The 16,019-nt window shown below is 69.8% G+C and carries 17 protein-coding genes and 2 pseudogenes; 11 read left to right on the top strand and 8 right to left on the bottom strand.

Translation table 11 applies throughout. The annotated features are described in order from the left end of the window. Positions 1 to 70: 70 nt before the first annotated feature. From K1Y72_RS07925 to K1Y72_RS37035, 5 genes are all read left to right on the top strand, one after another. Complete coding sequence (locus K1Y72_RS07925; RefSeq protein WP_220164723.1) at positions 71 to 1,177, top strand: ROK family transcriptional regulator; 1,107 nt, start codon at positions 71 to 73, stop codon at positions 1,175 to 1,177. Positions 1,178 to 1,326: 149 nt separating this feature from the next. Beyond that, complete coding sequence (locus K1Y72_RS07920; RefSeq protein WP_220164721.1) at positions 1,327 to 2,418, top strand: baeRF2 domain-containing protein; 1,092 nt, start codon at positions 1,327 to 1,329, stop codon at positions 2,416 to 2,418. A 138-nt stretch (positions 2,419 to 2,556) separates the two neighbouring features. Then, positions 2,557 to 3,324, top strand: coding sequence for a hypothetical protein (locus tag K1Y72_RS07915; protein ID WP_258572099.1), 768 nt, complete (start codon positions 2,557 to 2,559; stop codon positions 3,322 to 3,324). A gap of 2 nt (positions 3,325 to 3,326) precedes the next feature. Next, a complete protein-coding gene (locus tag K1Y72_RS36035; RefSeq protein ID WP_258572098.1) occupies positions 3,327 to 4,232 on the top strand; it encodes a J domain-containing protein in 906 nt (301 codons plus the stop codon). 46 nt (positions 4,233 to 4,278) lie between these two features. Continuing rightward, positions 4,279 to 4,779 carry a potassium channel family protein gene (locus K1Y72_RS37035; RefSeq protein ID WP_220164719.1) on the top strand — a complete coding sequence of 167 codons (501 nt, stop codon included), beginning with the start codon at positions 4,279 to 4,281 and terminating at the stop codon, positions 4,777 to 4,779. 345 nt (positions 4,780 to 5,124) lie between these two features. On the opposite strand, the gene K1Y72_RS07905 is transcribed toward K1Y72_RS37035, so the two are convergent. The 7 genes and pseudogenes from K1Y72_RS07905 to K1Y72_RS07875 all read right to left on the bottom strand — a co-directional run bounded on the left by K1Y72_RS07905 (position 5,125) and on the right by K1Y72_RS07875 (position 9,461). After that, complete coding sequence (locus tag K1Y72_RS07905) at positions 5,125 to 5,577, bottom strand: SMI1/KNR4 family protein (RefSeq protein WP_220164717.1); 453 nt, start codon at positions 5,575 to 5,577, stop codon at positions 5,125 to 5,127. Next, complete coding sequence (locus K1Y72_RS37030; protein ID WP_220164715.1) at positions 5,568 to 6,155, bottom strand: deaminase domain-containing protein; 588 nt, start codon at positions 6,153 to 6,155, stop codon at positions 5,568 to 5,570. Before K1Y72_RS37030 ends, K1Y72_RS07905 begins: the two co-directional genes overlap by 10 nt. A gap of 395 nt (positions 6,156 to 6,550) precedes the next feature. Then, positions 6,551 to 7,025: pseudogene (locus K1Y72_RS07895) on the bottom strand (transposase); the annotation flags it as partial. Then, positions 6,980 to 7,462 carry a winged helix-turn-helix domain-containing protein gene (locus tag K1Y72_RS07890; RefSeq protein ID WP_308286968.1) on the bottom strand — a complete coding sequence of 161 codons (483 nt, stop codon included), beginning with the start codon at positions 7,460 to 7,462 and terminating at the stop codon, positions 6,980 to 6,982. The gene K1Y72_RS07890 and the pseudogene K1Y72_RS07895, both read right to left, overlap by 46 nt. Positions 7,463 to 7,599: 137 nt before the next feature. Then, entirely contained in the window at positions 7,600 to 8,028 is a 429-nt protein-coding gene (locus K1Y72_RS07885) for a hypothetical protein (protein ID WP_220164713.1), read from the bottom strand. A 79-nt stretch (positions 8,029 to 8,107) separates the two neighbouring features. Then, a pseudogene (locus K1Y72_RS37565) lies at positions 8,108 to 8,677 on the bottom strand (polymorphic toxin-type HINT domain-containing protein); the annotation flags it as partial. Positions 8,678 to 8,780: 103 nt separating this feature from the next. Continuing rightward, the gene (locus K1Y72_RS07875) at positions 8,781 to 9,461 is read right to left on the bottom strand and encodes a nucleotidyltransferase domain-containing protein (RefSeq protein WP_220164711.1); all 681 of its coding nucleotides are present in this window, start codon (positions 9,459 to 9,461) and stop codon (positions 8,781 to 8,783) included. A 154-nt stretch (positions 9,462 to 9,615) separates the two neighbouring features. On the opposite strand from K1Y72_RS07875, the gene K1Y72_RS07870 reads away from it, so the two are divergent. The 6 genes from K1Y72_RS07870 to K1Y72_RS07845 all read left to right on the top strand — a co-directional run bounded on the left by K1Y72_RS07870 (position 9,616) and on the right by K1Y72_RS07845 (position 15,793). Then, entirely contained in the window at positions 9,616 to 10,929 is a 1,314-nt protein-coding gene (locus tag K1Y72_RS07870) for an ABC transporter substrate-binding protein (protein WP_220164710.1), read from the top strand. 69 nt (positions 10,930 to 10,998) lie between these two features. Continuing rightward, positions 10,999 to 11,982, top strand: a complete 984-nt coding sequence (locus K1Y72_RS07865) for a carbohydrate ABC transporter permease (protein ID WP_220164709.1) — start codon at positions 10,999 to 11,001, stop codon at positions 11,980 to 11,982. A gap of 8 nt (positions 11,983 to 11,990) precedes the next feature. Beyond that, a complete protein-coding gene (locus K1Y72_RS07860) occupies positions 11,991 to 12,857 on the top strand; it encodes a carbohydrate ABC transporter permease (protein ID WP_220165131.1) in 867 nt (288 codons plus the stop codon). Then, positions 12,854 to 14,236: a GH1 family beta-glucosidase gene (locus K1Y72_RS07855; RefSeq protein WP_220164708.1), complete on the top strand. Its 1,383-nt coding sequence runs from the start codon at positions 12,854 to 12,856 to the stop codon at positions 14,234 to 14,236. The genes K1Y72_RS07860 and K1Y72_RS07855 overlap by 4 nt, the downstream gene beginning before the upstream one ends. Before the next feature lie 29 nt (positions 14,237 to 14,265). Next, positions 14,266 to 15,276, top strand: a complete 1,011-nt coding sequence (locus K1Y72_RS07850) for a LacI family DNA-binding transcriptional regulator (RefSeq protein WP_220164707.1) — start codon at positions 14,266 to 14,268, stop codon at positions 15,274 to 15,276. Positions 15,277 to 15,382: 106 nt separating this feature from the next. Further along, the gene (locus K1Y72_RS07845; RefSeq protein WP_220164706.1) at positions 15,383 to 15,793 is read left to right on the top strand and encodes a pyridoxamine 5'-phosphate oxidase family protein; all 411 of its coding nucleotides are present in this window, start codon (positions 15,383 to 15,385) and stop codon (positions 15,791 to 15,793) included. Positions 15,794 to 15,815: 22 nt separating this feature from the next. Here K1Y72_RS07845 and K1Y72_RS07840 read toward each other — a convergent pair whose 3' ends face one another. Further along, on the bottom strand, positions 15,816 to 16,019 hold the full coding sequence (locus K1Y72_RS07840) for a cold-shock protein (RefSeq protein ID WP_220164705.1): 204 nt from the start codon (positions 16,017 to 16,019) through the stop codon (positions 15,816 to 15,818).

Genomic DNA, 16,019 nt, shown 5'->3' with positions numbered 1-16,019 from the left:
AGCATTTTTTACCTAAGTGCCGGACTTGGGCCGCTCGACGTGCCCAACCGGGGCGTGCTTGACTGGCGGGATGTCCCGTCGCCCCTCCACCAGCGGGGACGTGCTCCGCCTCATCCGCGAGGACGGCGTCGACACCCGCGCCGAGCTCGGCCGCCGCACCGGCCTGTCCCGGCCCGCCGTCGCCGCCCGCGTCGCCGAGCTCGCCGCGCACGGCCTCGTCACCGAGTGCGCGGACGGCCCGTCCACCGGCGGCCGCCCGCCCGCCCGGCTCGCCTTCGACGCCGCCGGCGGCACCGTCCTCGTCGCCAACCTCGGCCAGTCGCGCGGCCAGCTCGCCGCCTGCGACCTCGCCGGCACCGTGCTCGCCCGCACCGACGCCGACCTGCCCGCCGGCACCCCGGCCGAGACCGCGCTGCCGCACGTCCTCGGCCAGTGGGAGGCGCTGCTCGGCGCGGCCGGCCTCGACCCGAAGGGCGTGCGCGGCGCGGGCCTCGCCGTCCCCGGCATCGCCGACCCGGCCGGGTTCGACGACGGCCCGGTCCGCGCCCGCCTCGGCGTCCCCGGCCACCTGGACAACGACGTGAACGCCGCCGCGCTCGGCGAGCACCACGCCGGGCACCGCGACCGCGAGCTGCTCTACGTCAAGGCCTCCACCGGCATCGGCGCCGGGCTGATCATGGGCGGGCGGATCCAGCGCGGCGCCCTCGGCGCGGCCGGCGAGCTCGGCCACGTCCCGGTGCCCGGCGCCGACGACGCGCCCTGCTGGTGCGGCAGCACCGGCTGCGTCGAGGCCGTCGCCGGCGGCGCGGCACTGCTCGCCCGCTCCCCCGCCGCCACGCTCGCCGAGCTCGCCGCGCTCGCCCGCGCGGGCGACCCCGCCACCGTCGCGCTCGTCCGCGAGGCGGGCCGCCGCATCGGCGAGGTCGTCGCGACCGCCGTCAACCTGCTGAACCCCGCCGTGGTGGTGCTCGGCGGCGACCTCGCCGCCGCGGCCGAACCGCTCGTCGCGGGCGTCCGCGAGGTCGTCTACCGGCGCTCGACCGCGCTCGCCACCCGCGAGCTGCGCATCGAGCCGAGCCGCCTCGGCGACACCGCGGGCCTGCTCGGCTGCGCCGCGATGGTCCTGGACCGCATCCTCGCCCCGGCCGCCGTCGACGCCGCCCTCGCCGCCCGCTAGCCGGGCGGGCCGGCGGGCGGGCCAAGTCTCGGCCAAGCCCGGCTCAGATTCTCGACATGCCCGATTGATCCCCGCGCATCGGTCGAGAACTCCAGGGAGCGCGTCCACCAACAGAGGGGGGTGAACGGGGCAGGCATGTCCCGTCGATCATGGACCTGAACTTCCTGCGGCCGCTGTACGCCGTGCCCGGCCCGGTGGCCTCGATCCACCTGGACACCACCCGCGACACCGAGGACGCCGACAAGCTGATCGAGCTGCGCTGGCGCGCGCTCCGCGACCGGCTCGCCGAGCAGGGCGCCGACGACGCCACCCTGGACGCGATCGCGGACGTCGTCGGCGGCGCCCGCGGCGTCGGCGGCGCGCAGGGCGAGGCGATCTTCGCGGCGGGCGGCCGCGTCCTCGCGGTCCACACGATGGCCCGCCCGCCGGCGGCCGACTCCGCCGCCTGGCTGCCCGTCGCCGACCCGCTCGACCTGGTCGTCGACCGCGACCACCAGCTCCCCTACGTCGTCGTCGCCATCGACCGCGAGGGCGCCGACATCGACGGCTACGAGGCCGCCGAGCAGGACCCCGCGACCGAGCGCAGCTACAACGGCAGCACCCTGCACATCCAGAAGGTCCGCGGCGGCGGCCCGTCGCAGCGGCACTACCACCGCCGCGCCGAGAACCAGTGGAACGAGAACGCCGGCCAGGTCGCCAAGGAGGTGACCGCGACCGCCGCCGAGGTCGGCGCGGCCGTCATCTTCGTCGGCGGCGACGAGCGCGCCATCGGCCTCATGAAGGAGCACCTGAAGAAGGCCGACCCGCCCGTCGTGGAGATCGCCGGCGGCCGCTCCGACAACGAGGACCAGCGCACCCTGCGCGCGTCCCTGGACCGCGCGCTGGAGGAGGCGATGATCGCCAGCCATGACGAGGCGCTCGCCGAGTACGGCGCCCGCGTCCCGCAGGACACCGCCGTCGAGGGCGTCCCCGCCGTCGTCCGCGCCCTGCGCGACGGCCAGGTCGAGGCGCTCTACCTCGGCGCCGACCGCGCGGGCGAGCCGGAGCTGTGGGCCTCGCCGGACGACCCGATGCTGCTGGCCACCGACCCGTCCGGCCTGGACGTGGCCGGCGCCTTCCAGGCTCCGGCGAGCGCCCTGCTGCTCCGCGCCGCCGCCATGAGCGACGCCCGCTTCACCGAGCTGCTCGACCACGGCGACCGCACCCAGGGCACCGGCGCCACCCTCCGCTTCACCATGTGAGCGCCCGTCCGGCGCGCCTCCCGCTCGGCCCGGAGGCGCGCCGGACGCCTGTCCGGTAAGGGTTTTCTGTCGCCGGAGCGGGGTGCGTCCTCCTAGACTGATCACTCCTCGGTCAGGTCCCGGTCAGGAGGCCAGCGCGTGGATCCGTCGTACCCCCTGCTCCCCTCCTCCGGCGCGGGCAGCCCCGTCCCGCGCCGCGGCGGCGGCGTCGCCCGCCCGCCGGCGGGCGCGCCCGGCCCCGCGCCCGTCCACGCGGCGGGCGAGATGGGCCTCAGCACGGGCGAACCGCTGCGCGACGCCTGCTGGGACATGATCGGCCCGCGCACCCGCGAGCGCCTCCAGGACCACGCGGGCGCCCTGATCGACTGGTACGCGACCGGCGATCCCTCCAGCGGCGACGGCCGCCCCTACGCCGTCCTGTTCGGCGACCGCGGCCTGTCCATCGCCGAGCCGCGCCTGAACACCGAGCACCGGCCCGTGTACGCGGTGTCGGCGTTCCTGTTCGAGCCCGGCTCGCTGCGGCACGTCCCGATCGACCACCGCCCGCCGCCCGTCATGGCCCGGGGTCCAGCGTCCACCGCGGCCCCGTCGTCCGGCCCCGGCGCCTCCGGCCGCGCCGACATCGGCCTCACCGCCCCGGCCCGCGGCGTCCTCGGCAACCTGCCGCCGCGCGCGCAGGAGCTGCTCCAGACACCCTTCCTGCCCGGCGCGAAGGTGCTGCGCTGCGACTGGTACTACCAGGGGCACGCGCACCGGCTGTCGATGTTCATGCTCTACCTGGCCGGGACGCGGGACGTCACCGTCGCCACCGGCACCAAGATCGTCCCCGCCGGCCACGACGACGCGACCGCGCACTGGTCGCTGACCTGCTACCGCGCGGCGGTGGCCCGCCGGATCGGCCGCTGACCTTGCCCCCGCGGTTCACCGGCCCGGACGGCGAGACCGCCTACGCCGTCCTCGGCGTCGCGCCGGACGCGTCCGCCGACGAGATCCGGCGGGCGCACCGCCTCCTGATCAAGGAGAACCATCCCGACCTGTTCCCGGAGGGATCCGCCCGCGACGCCGCCGGGGCGCGGACGCGCCTGCTCAACGACGCCCGCGACGCGCTCACCGGCGACCGCGCCGCCTACGACGCGTCTCTGAAGCCGCCCGAACCGCCGGAACCGCCCGCCGCCGAAGAGGAGCCCGTCGACGACCCCTGGTCCGACGCGGCCCCGGGCACCCCCACCGCCGACCCCTGGGCAGCCGCCGCGACCGGCCACCGTCCACCGCCGCAGCCCCCTCCCCCTTCCCGTCCCCCGCCCACACCGCCGCCCCCGCGGACGTGGGCGCCGCCGCCTCCCCCGCCCCGGCCTCCGCTCCGGCGCCGGCAGCGCGGCCCGGGAGGCGTCATCCTCCTCTGCGTGTTCCTCACCGTCGCCGGGTTCGCCGCGGCCATCGCCGTCATCGCCGTCCGGTCGTCCCCGCCCGATCCCAAGGCCACCGTCCCCGCCGCCCTCACCGGAAGCTGGAGGGGCAAGGCCAAGGACGACCGCGATGGCACGTGGGAGGTCCTGCTCACCCTCCGCCCCGGCCGCACCAACGGGAAGGTCTCCTACGACGACGGGACCTGCCTGGGGACCGCCGTCCCGGTCTCCTTCCGCGCCGGCGCCCTGAACATCGGCACGTTCTTCAAGAACGTCTCCGGCTGCGACCGCGGCAACCTCACCGTCAAGCGCCGCAAGGACGGCAGGCTCGACGCCCGTTACATCAAATCCGGCACCGCGAAGCCCTGGGCCACCGCCGTCCTCACCCGCCAGCGGATGACCGCCTGACACCATCCTCGGATGCCCGCCCATCACCCTGGGTAGTGGAATTCATGTGACCGTAAAGGAGAGCCAGCGGCGGCGCGTCGCCTGGCTGCGCAGCGCGATCGCGATCGTGCTGATCACCGGCCTCTACTTCGTCGCGCCCCTGCACCGCGAGGACGGCCTGTACCTGATCCGCGCCGCGACCCTCCTCCTCGGCCTGGCCGCCGTCTCCTGGCTGACAGCGCTCCAAGTACGACGCGCCCTGCGCCCCGGCCGCCTGCCCGCCGAGCGGCTCGCGCTGCTGCTCACCCTCGTCACCCTCGTCTCGGCCTTCTTCGCCACCGGCTACTACCAGATGTCCGACCAGTTCAGCGGCCTGCGCACCCGCCTGGACGCCCTCTACTTCGCCGTCACCACCCTCGCCACCGTCGGCTACGGCGACATCACCGCCACCGGCCAGGCCGCCCGCGCCCTGGCGATCGTCCAGATGCTCTTCGACCTCGTCATCGTCACCTCCGCCATCACCATCGTCCTCGGCGCCCAACCGACCAAGACATCATCCGAAATGTAGCGACCATAGCAAAACCATTCCAGCATAAATACCTTCAATAAGCAATTCCGTCGGAATCGATTTCGATAGACTCGTCAAATTCTTGGAATTAAATCACTCTCAACAAGTCGATGCGACCGGTACCTCTTTTGACCGAAGGGGCCACCATTGCCAGAGCCAGATCAGCTTCAACGAAGCAATCACTCCGGAGAGCAACGGCACCGCACACGCTTCCCCCGAAATCACCACCGTACCCACCCGGTCACATTTCAAATCTACCATCCACGGCCTATTGATAAGCGGCCAAATCCAAGATGTGACAGCTACCAGAAGTACGTCGATCTAGATTCACCCCTAGTCAAAACCTTATTGCCAAAGAAGCCGAAGTTCATCCATTAGCAAATCGACAAAAGATGGCCATTCACGGGTGATGCTCGTATCACCTTCCTGATACATGTACACCCTAGGATTTTCCTTCACCAAGTCGACCATCCAGTAGACCTGGTAGCCTTGGTGCATCGCAAAAACCAGGGCATTCGCCGGAATGGACACCCCGCTGCCACCTCGTGCAATTTCCAGAGAATCCTCTTTGAGTCCGATGATTTGAGGATAAAAGGCATCGGTTCCCCTCAAGAGCCCTCCGGCGCCGCGCCCCATGAGCAGAAGAAAATCATGGTAAGAGCCAGGAATTCTATCGAGATCCTGATCTCGCATGACCTCCAGCACCTCATGCTCACCGATGCCAACGACCTCGGCGTCACCATATCTGGCCTTAAGACGATCCGCCACGGCCCGGACCGAGAAGCCTTCTATCCCCACGTGATATCAACCTCGATTCCAGGGTACATTTGCTTGAATTGTTCAATCAAGTCGGTACAACTCGGACACACGGGAAGCTCTGAGTATAGATCGATTGTACCTTCAGAGTTCTTCGGGAGATACGACGCATAGTGTTCAAATATTTTCGTTTCCGAGTCGAATGGGCGCGTCCCGTGATCGAACTGCCGAGTGGCCACCATTCCTAGCGAACCGGGCTGAGCATACTCGCCACTCACCCCGATGTTTTGACCGACTTGCCCATTGATATCATGACCCGCAACGGCAATATTCTTCCGCCTGGAAACACCAATGCCATTATTGGCGTTCTTGCGATATGCCTGAGCAATTTTCTTGAGGGGACTGCAGTTGTGGACGAGGACTGGGGTCTTGCCAGCGAGGACGTAGAAGGTGTGGGTGTCGGCGATGGCGAGGTCGTGGACGCGCGGGTGCGAAGAGAGCAGGGCCGTCGAAGCGACCTTCTGGGTGCTGCCCGAGGGGGTGCGCAGCCGTCGCCGCAGCGCATCGGCGATCCGCTGGGTGACGTCTTGGGCCTCCCAGCGCTGGAAGTGCCAGTACACCGTCTACCAGGGCAGATAGTCCACCGGCAGGTACCGTCAGGCGCACCTGGCCTGGTCCAGGTACAAGATCGCATCCACGATATCGCGATGCGGATGCTTCTCCTCGCGCCCGTCCCAGTGCTCAAGCGGCAGCAACGGCTCGATCAACGCCTACTGCTCATCCGACAGATCCGAGGGGTAGGCGCGTTTCCGCATGCCTACCGCCTACCCACACCACGCCGTGATCGCACGATCACCTGTGAAACACGCTCCTAGAGAGCTTCGATAGTGGGGGTTACCGGGTATTTGCAGGTGGGTGCGGTTGAGGATCCCGGTGATCAGGGCGGGCCGGTGCTGGATGTGTTTGAGCCGGGTGCGGATCAGGTCGGTGAGCTGGTCGATGGTGTGCTTTGCGAGGTTGGCCAGTGAGGTCTTCAGGTGGGCCCAGACGCCCTCGAGGGGGTTGAGTTCGGGGGTGTAGGGCGGCAGGTAGAAGACCGTGAGCCAGTTGCGGGCGTCGATGTGGCGGCGCATCTTGGTCGAGCGGTGGCTGCCGAGGTTGTCCCAGACCAGGACGATCGGGCCGCCGAGCTGGGCGTGGGCGGCGTCCAGCAGCCGGATGCAGTCGCGTTCGGTGAACCCCTTCGGCTCGCCTGCGCGTCCGCGGTAAGTCAGCGCCCGGTAGAACAGGTGGGGACGTTCCCCCTGCTTGACCGCCAAGAGCGCGGCCAGTGAGACCCGATGGGTTCCCTTGTCGGTCACGTTCACCACCGGTGTGCGGCCGCGTCTGCCCCCGGTTCGTCCTTTGGGCGGCCTGAGCCCCTGGCCGGCTTCGTCCTCGAAGATCAGCCAGGCGCCCAGGTCGCCGACCGTCTGCCCACGGACGGCCACACCTGCGCTTCCCACCGGGCGATCTCCGCCTCATCGCGCTCGGTCGCCCGGCGGGTGGGGACCTGCACCGACCAGCCCAGCCGGTGCATCAGCACGTCCACTCCGGCCACGGTGTAGGACACCGTGAACAGCTCGGCGATCACCGTCGCGATCCGGGCGAGCGTCCACCGCTGATCCTCCGACCAGCCGTGGGCGGCAGAGCCCTTGGCCGGCTCGACCTGCAAGCACGCGAGCTGGTCGTCGGTCAGCCTGCACCGCATCCCGCCCGCGCCCCTGGACGCCAGCGCCGCCGTTCCGCCCTGCTTCCACGCCCGCCGCCACCGGTTCACCGACATCCGACTCACCCGAAACGACCGGCCGATCTCCGCATCCAACCAGCCCGCCTCGAACAAGGAGACAGCCTCCAGCCGCAACACCTCACGCCGCGCCCGATCCACCGCGGTCAACCCACCACTCTCGGCATACCGCATCCACCAGCAGTAACCCACCAGACGACCCGCGATAAGTATCTGAAGCGCCACAACCAGCAACTCCCGCTATTGAGCTCTCTAGACTCCGATAGGCGGGAATCCGGTCAGCAACGATAGATGTTTCCTCGAATTTCCGTCGGCCCTATTTCCTCAGCAAGAAGCGGGCTGGGCGCGCCACCACCACCCGAGATGTGGGCCCAGAACAAGAAACCAGCAACTACGTAGCCAGCACCAACCGTCGACCCCAGGAGAAACATTCGCTCTTGATTCCATGCCGCACCGATCCTTTGTTCCTCATGCCCCATGGCCTCAAGTCCAGCCAGTCGCAGATTCAGACTGGAATATGAAGAGGAGAGGGAAAAGTGGGACACATCTTGAAACAAGATGTCGATCACTTCCAGGGCTTCCGCTACTTCCGGGTCACCTATGAATCCGCGAATGAGCAGCTTGCTATGCGTTACAGCAATCGCCCAAGGCTTGAACTCTCCCGCAAGGACCAGCGGAAGAGTGCCGCGGACCACTGGAATACTCATCGCGCACCTGCCCAGTCGCCGAGTCGTCGATTGAATCGGAATAAATTGACCTGATCCATTACCCCCGACTCATCGATTTTCAGCAACTCCCACTGCGCGTCGAGCAGATTTTCGGGCTTTGTGACTTTCGCGACAGCAGCGCCTTTGCCGATCCACCGTGTGCCTCTGGAAGACCGTCAAGCATGAAGGAGATATCCCCTTCACCTACCGAGACCCTGGAAATCGCCGCCTCAACCTCACCTCTCCAGGAATCGCTTCTCGCACCGAGAAGGTGCCTCGCCTTAACGCTTGTCGCAAAATCGTTCAGTTCCGAGCCCCTCCTTCCGAGAGCAACGTGATCCCGGGACCCGATGAATCCTCCGCAGTTGTGGACGAGGACGGGCGTGAAGCCTGCCAGCGCATAGAAGGTGTGGGTGTCGGCGATGGTGAGGTCGTGGACGCGCGGGTGCGAAGAGAGCAGGGCCGTCGAAGCGACCTTCTGAGTGCTACCCGAGGGGGTGCGCAGCTTGATGCCGCATTTGAGCTGGTCTGCACGGACCCAGGCATGGTGACCGGCGTCCCAGAAGAGGTGGTGCTCGGCGGCGTAGACGACGGCGGTCTTGGCGCCATGCTTGCCGCCGATCTTGATGTTGATCCGGTAGAAGCCGGTGTAGTCGGCGCCGTCGAAGGTGGCGACGACCTCCTTGAACTACTTCTTCCCAGTCTTCGGATCCGAGGACGGGGCCGACTCTTCACAGTAACGATCCCGGCGGTCAGGCGTCGAGGCTGCGGCGGCGGACCGAAATCAGGAGGTCTTGGACGCGGTCACGGTCCGGGGTTTCGGGGAGGGGGGTGGTGGCGAGGGCCTTGTCGAGGTCGGCGGTCAGGTCGGCGCGCCAGGCGGCGACCTCGTCCCATGGGACGTCGCCGCGGCGGACGGCGAGGAGGCGTTCGCTCAGGTCGCCGACGTGGACGAGGGGTTCGCCGGTCTCCAGGAGGTGGCGGCCGGAGGCGAGCAGGCGGAGCATGTGCATCGCGTGCTTCCAGCGGATCTCGCCCTGGTTGCGCAGGTCCTGCTCGATCTTGCGGAACTGGGCGTCGGCGTAGCCGCCGAAAGTGCGGTGGACGAGCCGCGACAGGAACGCCCCGCGGATCGCGAGGAGCTCCTCGCCGGTCGGGGCGACGCGCTCGACGAGCGGCGACCACAGGCACTCCAGGATCGTCGGGTTGCCCTTCAGCGCCAGCTCGCAGAAGCGTTCGATCTCCCACGAGAACTGCTCGTCGAGCGGGCCCTCGATGTGCGCGGGCGGCTTGTCCAGCCGCCAGAACAGCGCCGCGGGGGCGGCGTAGACGCCGCGCCGGTCGGTGTCGCTGAGGGCCGTGGCCAGGCCGTACGCCCGCGAGCCGGCGACCACCGCGAGGACGGTGTGGTCGCGGACGAGGCTGTGGTCCATCGGGCCAGCGTGGTACCCCGTTCCGGGTAGCGTCTACAGGTTTTCCCGTATGGCCGCTTTGTAACGTTTACGTTTCGGCGCATTGACAGTGACGGCGGTCACGGTCTTTCCTTCGTGGGAGCGCTCCCACACCCCACCCACGGAAGGACATCCCATGCGGGATCTCGGACGGATCAGGCCGAGGATCGCCGTCCTGGCGACCCTGGCCACGCTGCTGGCGGGCGCCGCCGCATGCGGCGGCGACGGCGACAAGAAGGACGACGCCGCCGGCGGCCCGGTCACCCTGACCGTCGACGTCTTCGGCGAGTTCGGCTACGACCAGCTGTACAAGCAGTACGAGGCGTCCCACCCCGGCGTCACCATCAAGCAGCGCAAGGTCTCCACGCTGGACGACTACAAGCCCCGCATCCAGCAGTGGATCGCCACCGGCAGCGGCGCCGGCGACGTCGTCGCCCTGGAGGAGGGCATCCTCGCCACCTACATGCAGCAGAAGTCGAAGTTCCTCAACCTCTTCGACTACGGCGGCAAGGCGCTGGAGTCCAACTTCCTGCCGTGGAAGTGGCAGATGGGCGTGACCGCCGACGGCAAGCAGCTCGTCGGCCTCGGCACCGACATCGGGCCGCTCGGCATGTGCTACCGCAAGGACCTGTTCGCCAAGGCCGGCCTGCCGACCGACCGCGACGAGGTGTCCAAGCTCTGGCCGACGTGGGACGCGTTCTTCCAGACCGGCCAGAAGTTCCAGGCCAAGGAGTCCAAGACCAAGTGGCTGGACGGCCCGTCGGCCATCCTGCGCACCACCGTGCTGCAGGAGTCGGGCAAGGGCGCCGGCTACAGCTACTTCGACAAGAACAACAACCTGGTCTTCGACACCAACCCGGCGATCAAGACCGCGTTCGACACCTCGCTCAAGTTCGAGCAGGCCAAGCTGACCGGCGACATGCAGATCTTCACGCCGCCGTGGCAGACGGCGCTGAAGCGCGACACCTTCGCCACCGTCCCGTGCCCCTCCTGGATGCTCGGCGGCATCTCGGAGTTCTCCGGCGACTACGGCAAGGGCAAGTGGGACGTCGCGTCGGTGCCCGGCGGCAGCGGCTACTGGGGCGGCTCGTGGCTCGCGGTGCCGAAGCAGACCAAGCACCCGAAGGAGGCCGCCGAGCTCGCCAAGTTCCTGACCAGCCCGCAGGGCCAGGTCGGCGCGTTCAAGGACAAGGACACCTTCCCGTCCTCCACGGTCGCCGAGAAGGACCCGGCCGTGACCGGCGCGACCAGCGCCTACTTCAACAACGCCCCCACCGGAAAGATCTTCGGTGACATGGCGGCCCAGGTGAAGCCGGTCTACCTCGGCCCGAAGAACGAGGACGTCCGCCAGGCCGTGGAGAACGTCCTGATCGCCGTCGGCCAGGGCAAGATCCCCGCCGACCAGGCGTGGGCCAAGGCCGTCGACGCGGCCAAGAAGGCCGCCCGCTAGCCATCCGCCCGAGCAGCGGCGGCGCCCGTCCCCACCGGGCGCCGCCGCTCCCCCTGGAGAGGAGGACGCATGGCTCTGGACCTGCATCCCGCACGCGACGGGGCTCCGCCGACCGCGAAGCCCCCGTCCCCCAAGGGCCGCGGCGCCCGCCGCCGGCTCGCCCGGCTGGACCTGAAGGCCGCCCCCTACCTGTTCATCTCGCCGTTCTACCTCGTCTTCCTGATCTTCGGCGGGTTCCCGCTGGTCTACACGCTGTGGGTGTCGCTGCACACCTGGGGCCTGTCGTCGGGCGAGCGCACGTTCACCGGCTGGGACAACTACAGCTACCTGCTCGGCGACGGCGAGTTCTGGCACGCGGTCGTCAACACGATCGGCATCTTCGCCGTCTCGACGGTCCCGCAGCTGCTCCTCGCCCTCATGGTCGCCGGCGCGCTGGACCGCAAGATGCGCGGCGCGACGCTGATGCGCATCGGCATGGTCGCCCCGCTGATCACCTCGACGGCGGCCGTCGCGATCGTGTTCACCCAGCTGTTCGACAAGGACTTCGGCTTCGTCAACTGGGCGATCGGCGGCCTCGGCTTCGACCACATCGCCTGGCAGGAGAGCCGCGGCTGGTCCTGGGTGGCGATCTCCACCATGGTCGACTGGCGCTGGACGGGCTACAACGCCCTCATCTACCTGGCCGCGATGCAGGCCATCCCGCGCGACCTGTACGAGGCGGCCGCGATCGACGGCGCGTCCCGGCTGCGGCAGTTCTGGCAGATCACCGTGCCGCTGCTGCGCCCCACCATCATCTTCACCATCATCGTGTCCACGATCGGCGGCCTGCAGCTGTTCACCGAGCCGGTGCTGTTCGGGTCGGGCTCGGCCAACCGGATGGACGGCGGCGCCCTGCACCAGTTCCAGACGATCACGATGTACATGTACGACAACGCCTTCACCGACGACCGCTACGGCTACGGCGCCGCGGTCGCGTGGGCGCTGTTCCTGCTCATCATCGTGTTCTCCCTCGTCAACTTCGCGTTCGTGCGCCGTACGGGAGGCACCAAGTGACGCTCGTGATGCGCGGCCGCGCCGGCGGCCGGTCCCGCGGCGCCCGCCGCGGCCTGCGGGACGCGACCCCGCTCACCTACCTGACGCTGATCGTCGCGGTCATCCTGTCGATCTTCCCGATCTACTGGATGCTGGTCGTGGCGACCCGCACCAACGACGTGGTGTCGAGCGTGCCGCCGCCGATCCTGCCCGGCGGGCACCTCGGCGAGAACGTGCAGCGCCTGTTCGACAACGAGGACGCCTACTTCGCCAAGGGCCTGCTGAACTCCTTCATCGTCGCCGGCTCGGTGACGGTCTCGACGGTCTTCTTCGCCTCGCTGGCCGGGTTCGCGTTCGCCAAGCTGCGCTTCCGCGGCCGCAACGCGCTGCTGCTCACCGTCATCGCCACCATGATGATCCCGGTGCAGATGGGCATCATCCCGCTCTACATGATCATGGTGAAGCTGGGCTGGCAGAACCACCTGCAGGCGGTCATCGTGCCGTTCCTGGTCACCGGGTTCGGCGTGTTCATGATGCGCCAGTACGCCTCGCAGGCCGTCCCCGACGAGCTGATCGAGGCCGCCCGGGTCGACGGCTGCACCACCTTCGGCGTCTTCTGGCGGGTCGTGCTGCCGGCGCTCCGCCCGGCGATGGGCGTCCTCGGCCTGTTCACGTTCATGCAGACCTGGAACGAGTTCATGTGGCCGCTCGCGGTGCTGAACCCCGAGAACCCGACGGTGCAGCTGTCCATCAACAACCTGGCCACCGGCCACTTCAACGACTACACGCTCATGTTCGCGGGGACCACGGTGGCCGTGCTGCCGCTGCTGGTGGTGTTCGTGATCTTCGGCCGCCAGATCATCGGCGGCATCATGGAAGGCGCGGTGAAGGCATGACCTCCCTGGAGTTCCCGCCCGGCTTCGGGTGGGGCGCGGCGACCGCCGCGTACCAGATCGAGGGCGCCTGGGACGAGGACGGCCGCGGCCCCTCCATCTGGGACGACTTCAGCCACACCCCCGGCAAGGTGCTGAACGGCGACACCGGCGACGTCGCGGTCGACCACTACCACCGCTTCGAGGGCGACGTCGGCCTGATGCGGGAGGTCGGCCTCACCGCCTACCGCTTCTCCATCTCCTGGACGCGGGTGCTGCCGGCGGGCGCCGGCGAGGTCAACCAGGCCGGGCTCGACTTCTACCGGCGCCTGGTGGACCGGCTGCTGGAGGCCGGCATCGCGCCCTGGCCGACGCTGTACCACTGGGACCTGCCGAGCCCGCTGGAGGCGGCGGGCGGCTGGCCGGACCGCGACACCGCGCACCGCTTCGCCGACTACGCCGCCGTGGTGCACGAGGCGCTCGGCGACCGCGTCCGCAACTGGACGACGATCAACGAGCCGTGGTGCGCGGCGTTCCTCGGCTACGCCTCCGGCGAGCACGCGCCGGGCCGCCGCGACGGCGCCGCGTCCCTGCGGGCGGCGCACCACCTGATGCTCGGCCACGGCCTCGCGGTCGAGGCGATGCGGGCCCGCCAGCCCGCCAACCGGTTCGGCGCCGCGGTCAACCTGTACGCGGTGTCGGCCGCCTCCGGCCACCCCGACGACCTGGACGCGGCCCGCCGCATCGACGGCCTGCAGAACCGGTTCTTCCTCGACCCGCTGCTGCTCGGCCGCTACCCCGACGACGTCCTCGCCGACGTCGCCGACCTCGGCTTCGCGCCCGCCGACGCCGACCTGAAGACGATCGCGCAGCCGCTCGACCACCTCGGCGTCAACTACTACACCCGGCACACCGTGTCCGGGCGGCCCGGCGAGGCCACGCAGGCGGTGTCGTCGCCGTTCTCGTCGCACTCGCCGTGGGTCGGCAGCGGCCACGTCCGGTTCGTCGACGGCGGCCGGCCCGCCACCGGCATGGGCTGGGAGATCGACGAGGAGGGGCTGCTGGAGGTGCTGACCCGGCTGCACCGCGAGTACCCGGCGCTGCCGCTGCACATCACCGAGAACGGCGCCGGCTACGACGAGGTCCCGGACGCCGGTGGAACGGTGCACGACGAGGGCCGCATCGACTATGTGCGGCGGCACCTCACCGCCTGCCACCGGGCGATCGCGGCGGGTGTGCCGCTGCGCGGCTACTTCGTCTGGTCGCTGCTGGATAATTTCGAGTGGGCCTGGGGTTACGGCAAGCGGTTCGGCATGATCCATGTGGACTACGCCACGCAGCGCCGCACCCTCAAGGACAGCGCGCGCTGGTACGCCGAGGTGATCGAGCGCGGCGCGCTCTGAGCGCGCCCGCCGACGAAGAAGGGGAGCGCATGACGGGGAGCAGCACCCGCCCGACGCTGGAAGAGGTCGCGGCGCGGGCGGGGGTCGGCCGGGGCACCGTGTCCCGGGTGATCAACGGATCGCCGCGGGTCAGCGAGCAGGCCCGGGAGGCCGTGCACGCGGCCATCGCCGAGCTCGGCTACGTGCCGAACCGGGCGGCCCGCTCGCTGGTGACCCGGCGCACCGACACCGTCGCGCTGGTGATCGCCGAGTCCGAGCAGCGGCTGTTCGGCGAGCCCTACTTCGCCGGCATCATCCGCGGCATCTCCACCGGGCTCGGCGGTACCGCCTTCCAGCTGCTGCTGGCCCTCGCCCGCTCCCCCGAGGAGTACGCCCGGCTGGAGCAGTACCTGACGCTGCAGCACGTCGACGGCGTGCTGTTCACCTCGCTGCACGCCGACGACCCGCTGCCCGCCCGGCTGGAGGCGGGCGGCGTGCCGACGGTGCTGAACGGCCGGCCGCCCGGCCTCACCCCGGTCAGCTACGTGGACGTGGACAACCGGACCGGCGCCGAGGAGGCCGTCGGTCACCTGCTCGCGCAGGGCCGGCGCCGCATCGCCGCCGTCGCGGGGCCGCAGGACATGGGCGCCGGCCTGGACCGCCTGAACGGCTACCGGGTGACGCTCGCCGAGGCGGGCCTGCCGGAGTTCGTGGCCTACGGCGACTTCAGCGAGGCGAGCGGCATCGCCGCCGCCGACGAGCTGCTGGACCGCCACCCCGACCTCGACGCGATCTTCGCGGCGTCCGACCCGATGGCGCTCGGCGCGCTGCGGGCGCTGCGCCGCCGGGGCCGCCGGGTGCCCGAGGACGTCGCGGTCGTCGGGTTCGACGACTCGGCGGGCGCCGAGCTCGCCGACCCGCCGCTCACCACCGTGCACCAGTCCCCCGAGGAGATCGGGGAGCGGATGACGCGGCTGCTGATCGCCCGGATCCGCGGCGAGCGGGTCGACGACCCGGTGGTCATCCTGCGGCCGCACCTGGTCCGCCGCGACTCCGCCTGATCCGCGGAGCGCCGGACCGGCGTTTTTCGGGACGTTCGGCCGGGGATGAAGGCCCGCCCTTGTGGGAAGGTGCCCGGGGAACGAGCTGGACGATCAAGGAGGACCGATGCCGCCCGTCATGACGGAACTGGACCGCGCCGAGTGCTTCCGGCGGATCTCGCCGGGCGGGATCGGGCGCGTCGCGTTCGACGACGGGCAGGGGCCGACCGTCGTCCCCGTCAACTACGCGGTCGACGGCGAGACGATCGTGCTGCGCACCACGCTGAACGGCCGCCTGGACTTCAGCCTGAACTCGCACCTGCGCGGCGCGGAGGTGCGGATCGCCTTCGAGGTGGACGACATCACCACCGCCAAGAAGGAGGGGTGGAGCGTCCTGCTGCGCGGCGGCGCGCACCGGATGTCCCCCGAGGAGGAGGCCACGACGCCGTCGGTGCAGCCCTGGCCGGGCGGCGACAAGGAGGCCCACATCCGGCTGACGCCGAACGAGGTCACCGGCCGCTGCCTGGTCCAGGAGTAGCGGCGCCGCCCGGAGGGGCCGCCTAGAGAGGCCGCACGTCCGCGGCCTGCGGCCCCTTCTGGCCCTGCTCGACGGTGTACTCGACGCGCTGGTCCTCGCGCAGCGTCCGGTACCCGGTCATCGTGATGGCCGAGTGGTGGACGAACACGTCCGCGCCGCCGTCGTCGGGCGTGATGAACCCGAAGCCCTTGTCGTCGCTGAAGAACTTGACCGTGCCCTGCGCCAT

The organism is Actinomadura parmotrematis (assembly GCF_019458805.1).
In the GTDB taxonomy this organism is placed as follows: Bacteria; Actinomycetota; Actinomycetes; order Streptosporangiales; family Streptosporangiaceae; genus Spirillospora; species Spirillospora parmotrematis.
This window is presented reverse-complemented; position numbering and strand designations above follow the sequence as displayed.

What these genes read in the sequence shown, in the direction of transcription:
- K1Y72_RS07925 (WP_220164723.1), top strand. Translation starts at nt 71, where the DNA reads ATGTCCCGTCGCCCCTCCACCAGCGGGGACGTGCTCCGCCTCATCCGC.
- K1Y72_RS07920 (WP_220164721.1), top strand. Translation starts at nt 1,327, where the DNA reads ATGGACCTGAACTTCCTGCGGCCGCTGTACGCCGTGCCCGGCCCGGTG.
- K1Y72_RS07885 (WP_220164713.1), bottom strand. Translation starts at nt 8,028, where the DNA reads ATGAGTATTCCAGTGGTCCGCGGCACTCTTCCGCTGGTCCTTGCGGGA.
- K1Y72_RS07875 (WP_220164711.1), bottom strand. Translation starts at nt 9,461, where the DNA reads ATGGACCACAGCCTCGTCCGCGACCACACCGTCCTCGCGGTGGTCGCC.
- K1Y72_RS07870 (WP_220164710.1), top strand. Translation starts at nt 9,616, where the DNA reads ATGCGGGATCTCGGACGGATCAGGCCGAGGATCGCCGTCCTGGCGACC.
- K1Y72_RS07865 (WP_220164709.1), top strand. Translation starts at nt 10,999, where the DNA reads ATGGCTCTGGACCTGCATCCCGCACGCGACGGGGCTCCGCCGACCGCG.
- K1Y72_RS07860 (WP_220165131.1), top strand. Translation starts at nt 11,991, where the DNA reads ATGCGCGGCCGCGCCGGCGGCCGGTCCCGCGGCGCCCGCCGCGGCCTG.
- K1Y72_RS07855 (WP_220164708.1), top strand. Translation starts at nt 12,854, where the DNA reads ATGACCTCCCTGGAGTTCCCGCCCGGCTTCGGGTGGGGCGCGGCGACC.
- K1Y72_RS07850 (WP_220164707.1), top strand. Translation starts at nt 14,266, where the DNA reads ATGACGGGGAGCAGCACCCGCCCGACGCTGGAAGAGGTCGCGGCGCGG.
- K1Y72_RS07845 (WP_220164706.1), top strand. Translation starts at nt 15,383, where the DNA reads ATGCCGCCCGTCATGACGGAACTGGACCGCGCCGAGTGCTTCCGGCGG.
- K1Y72_RS07840 (WP_220164705.1), bottom strand. Translation starts at nt 16,019, where the DNA reads ATGGCGCAGGGCACGGTCAAGTTCTTCAGCGACGACAAGGGCTTCGGG.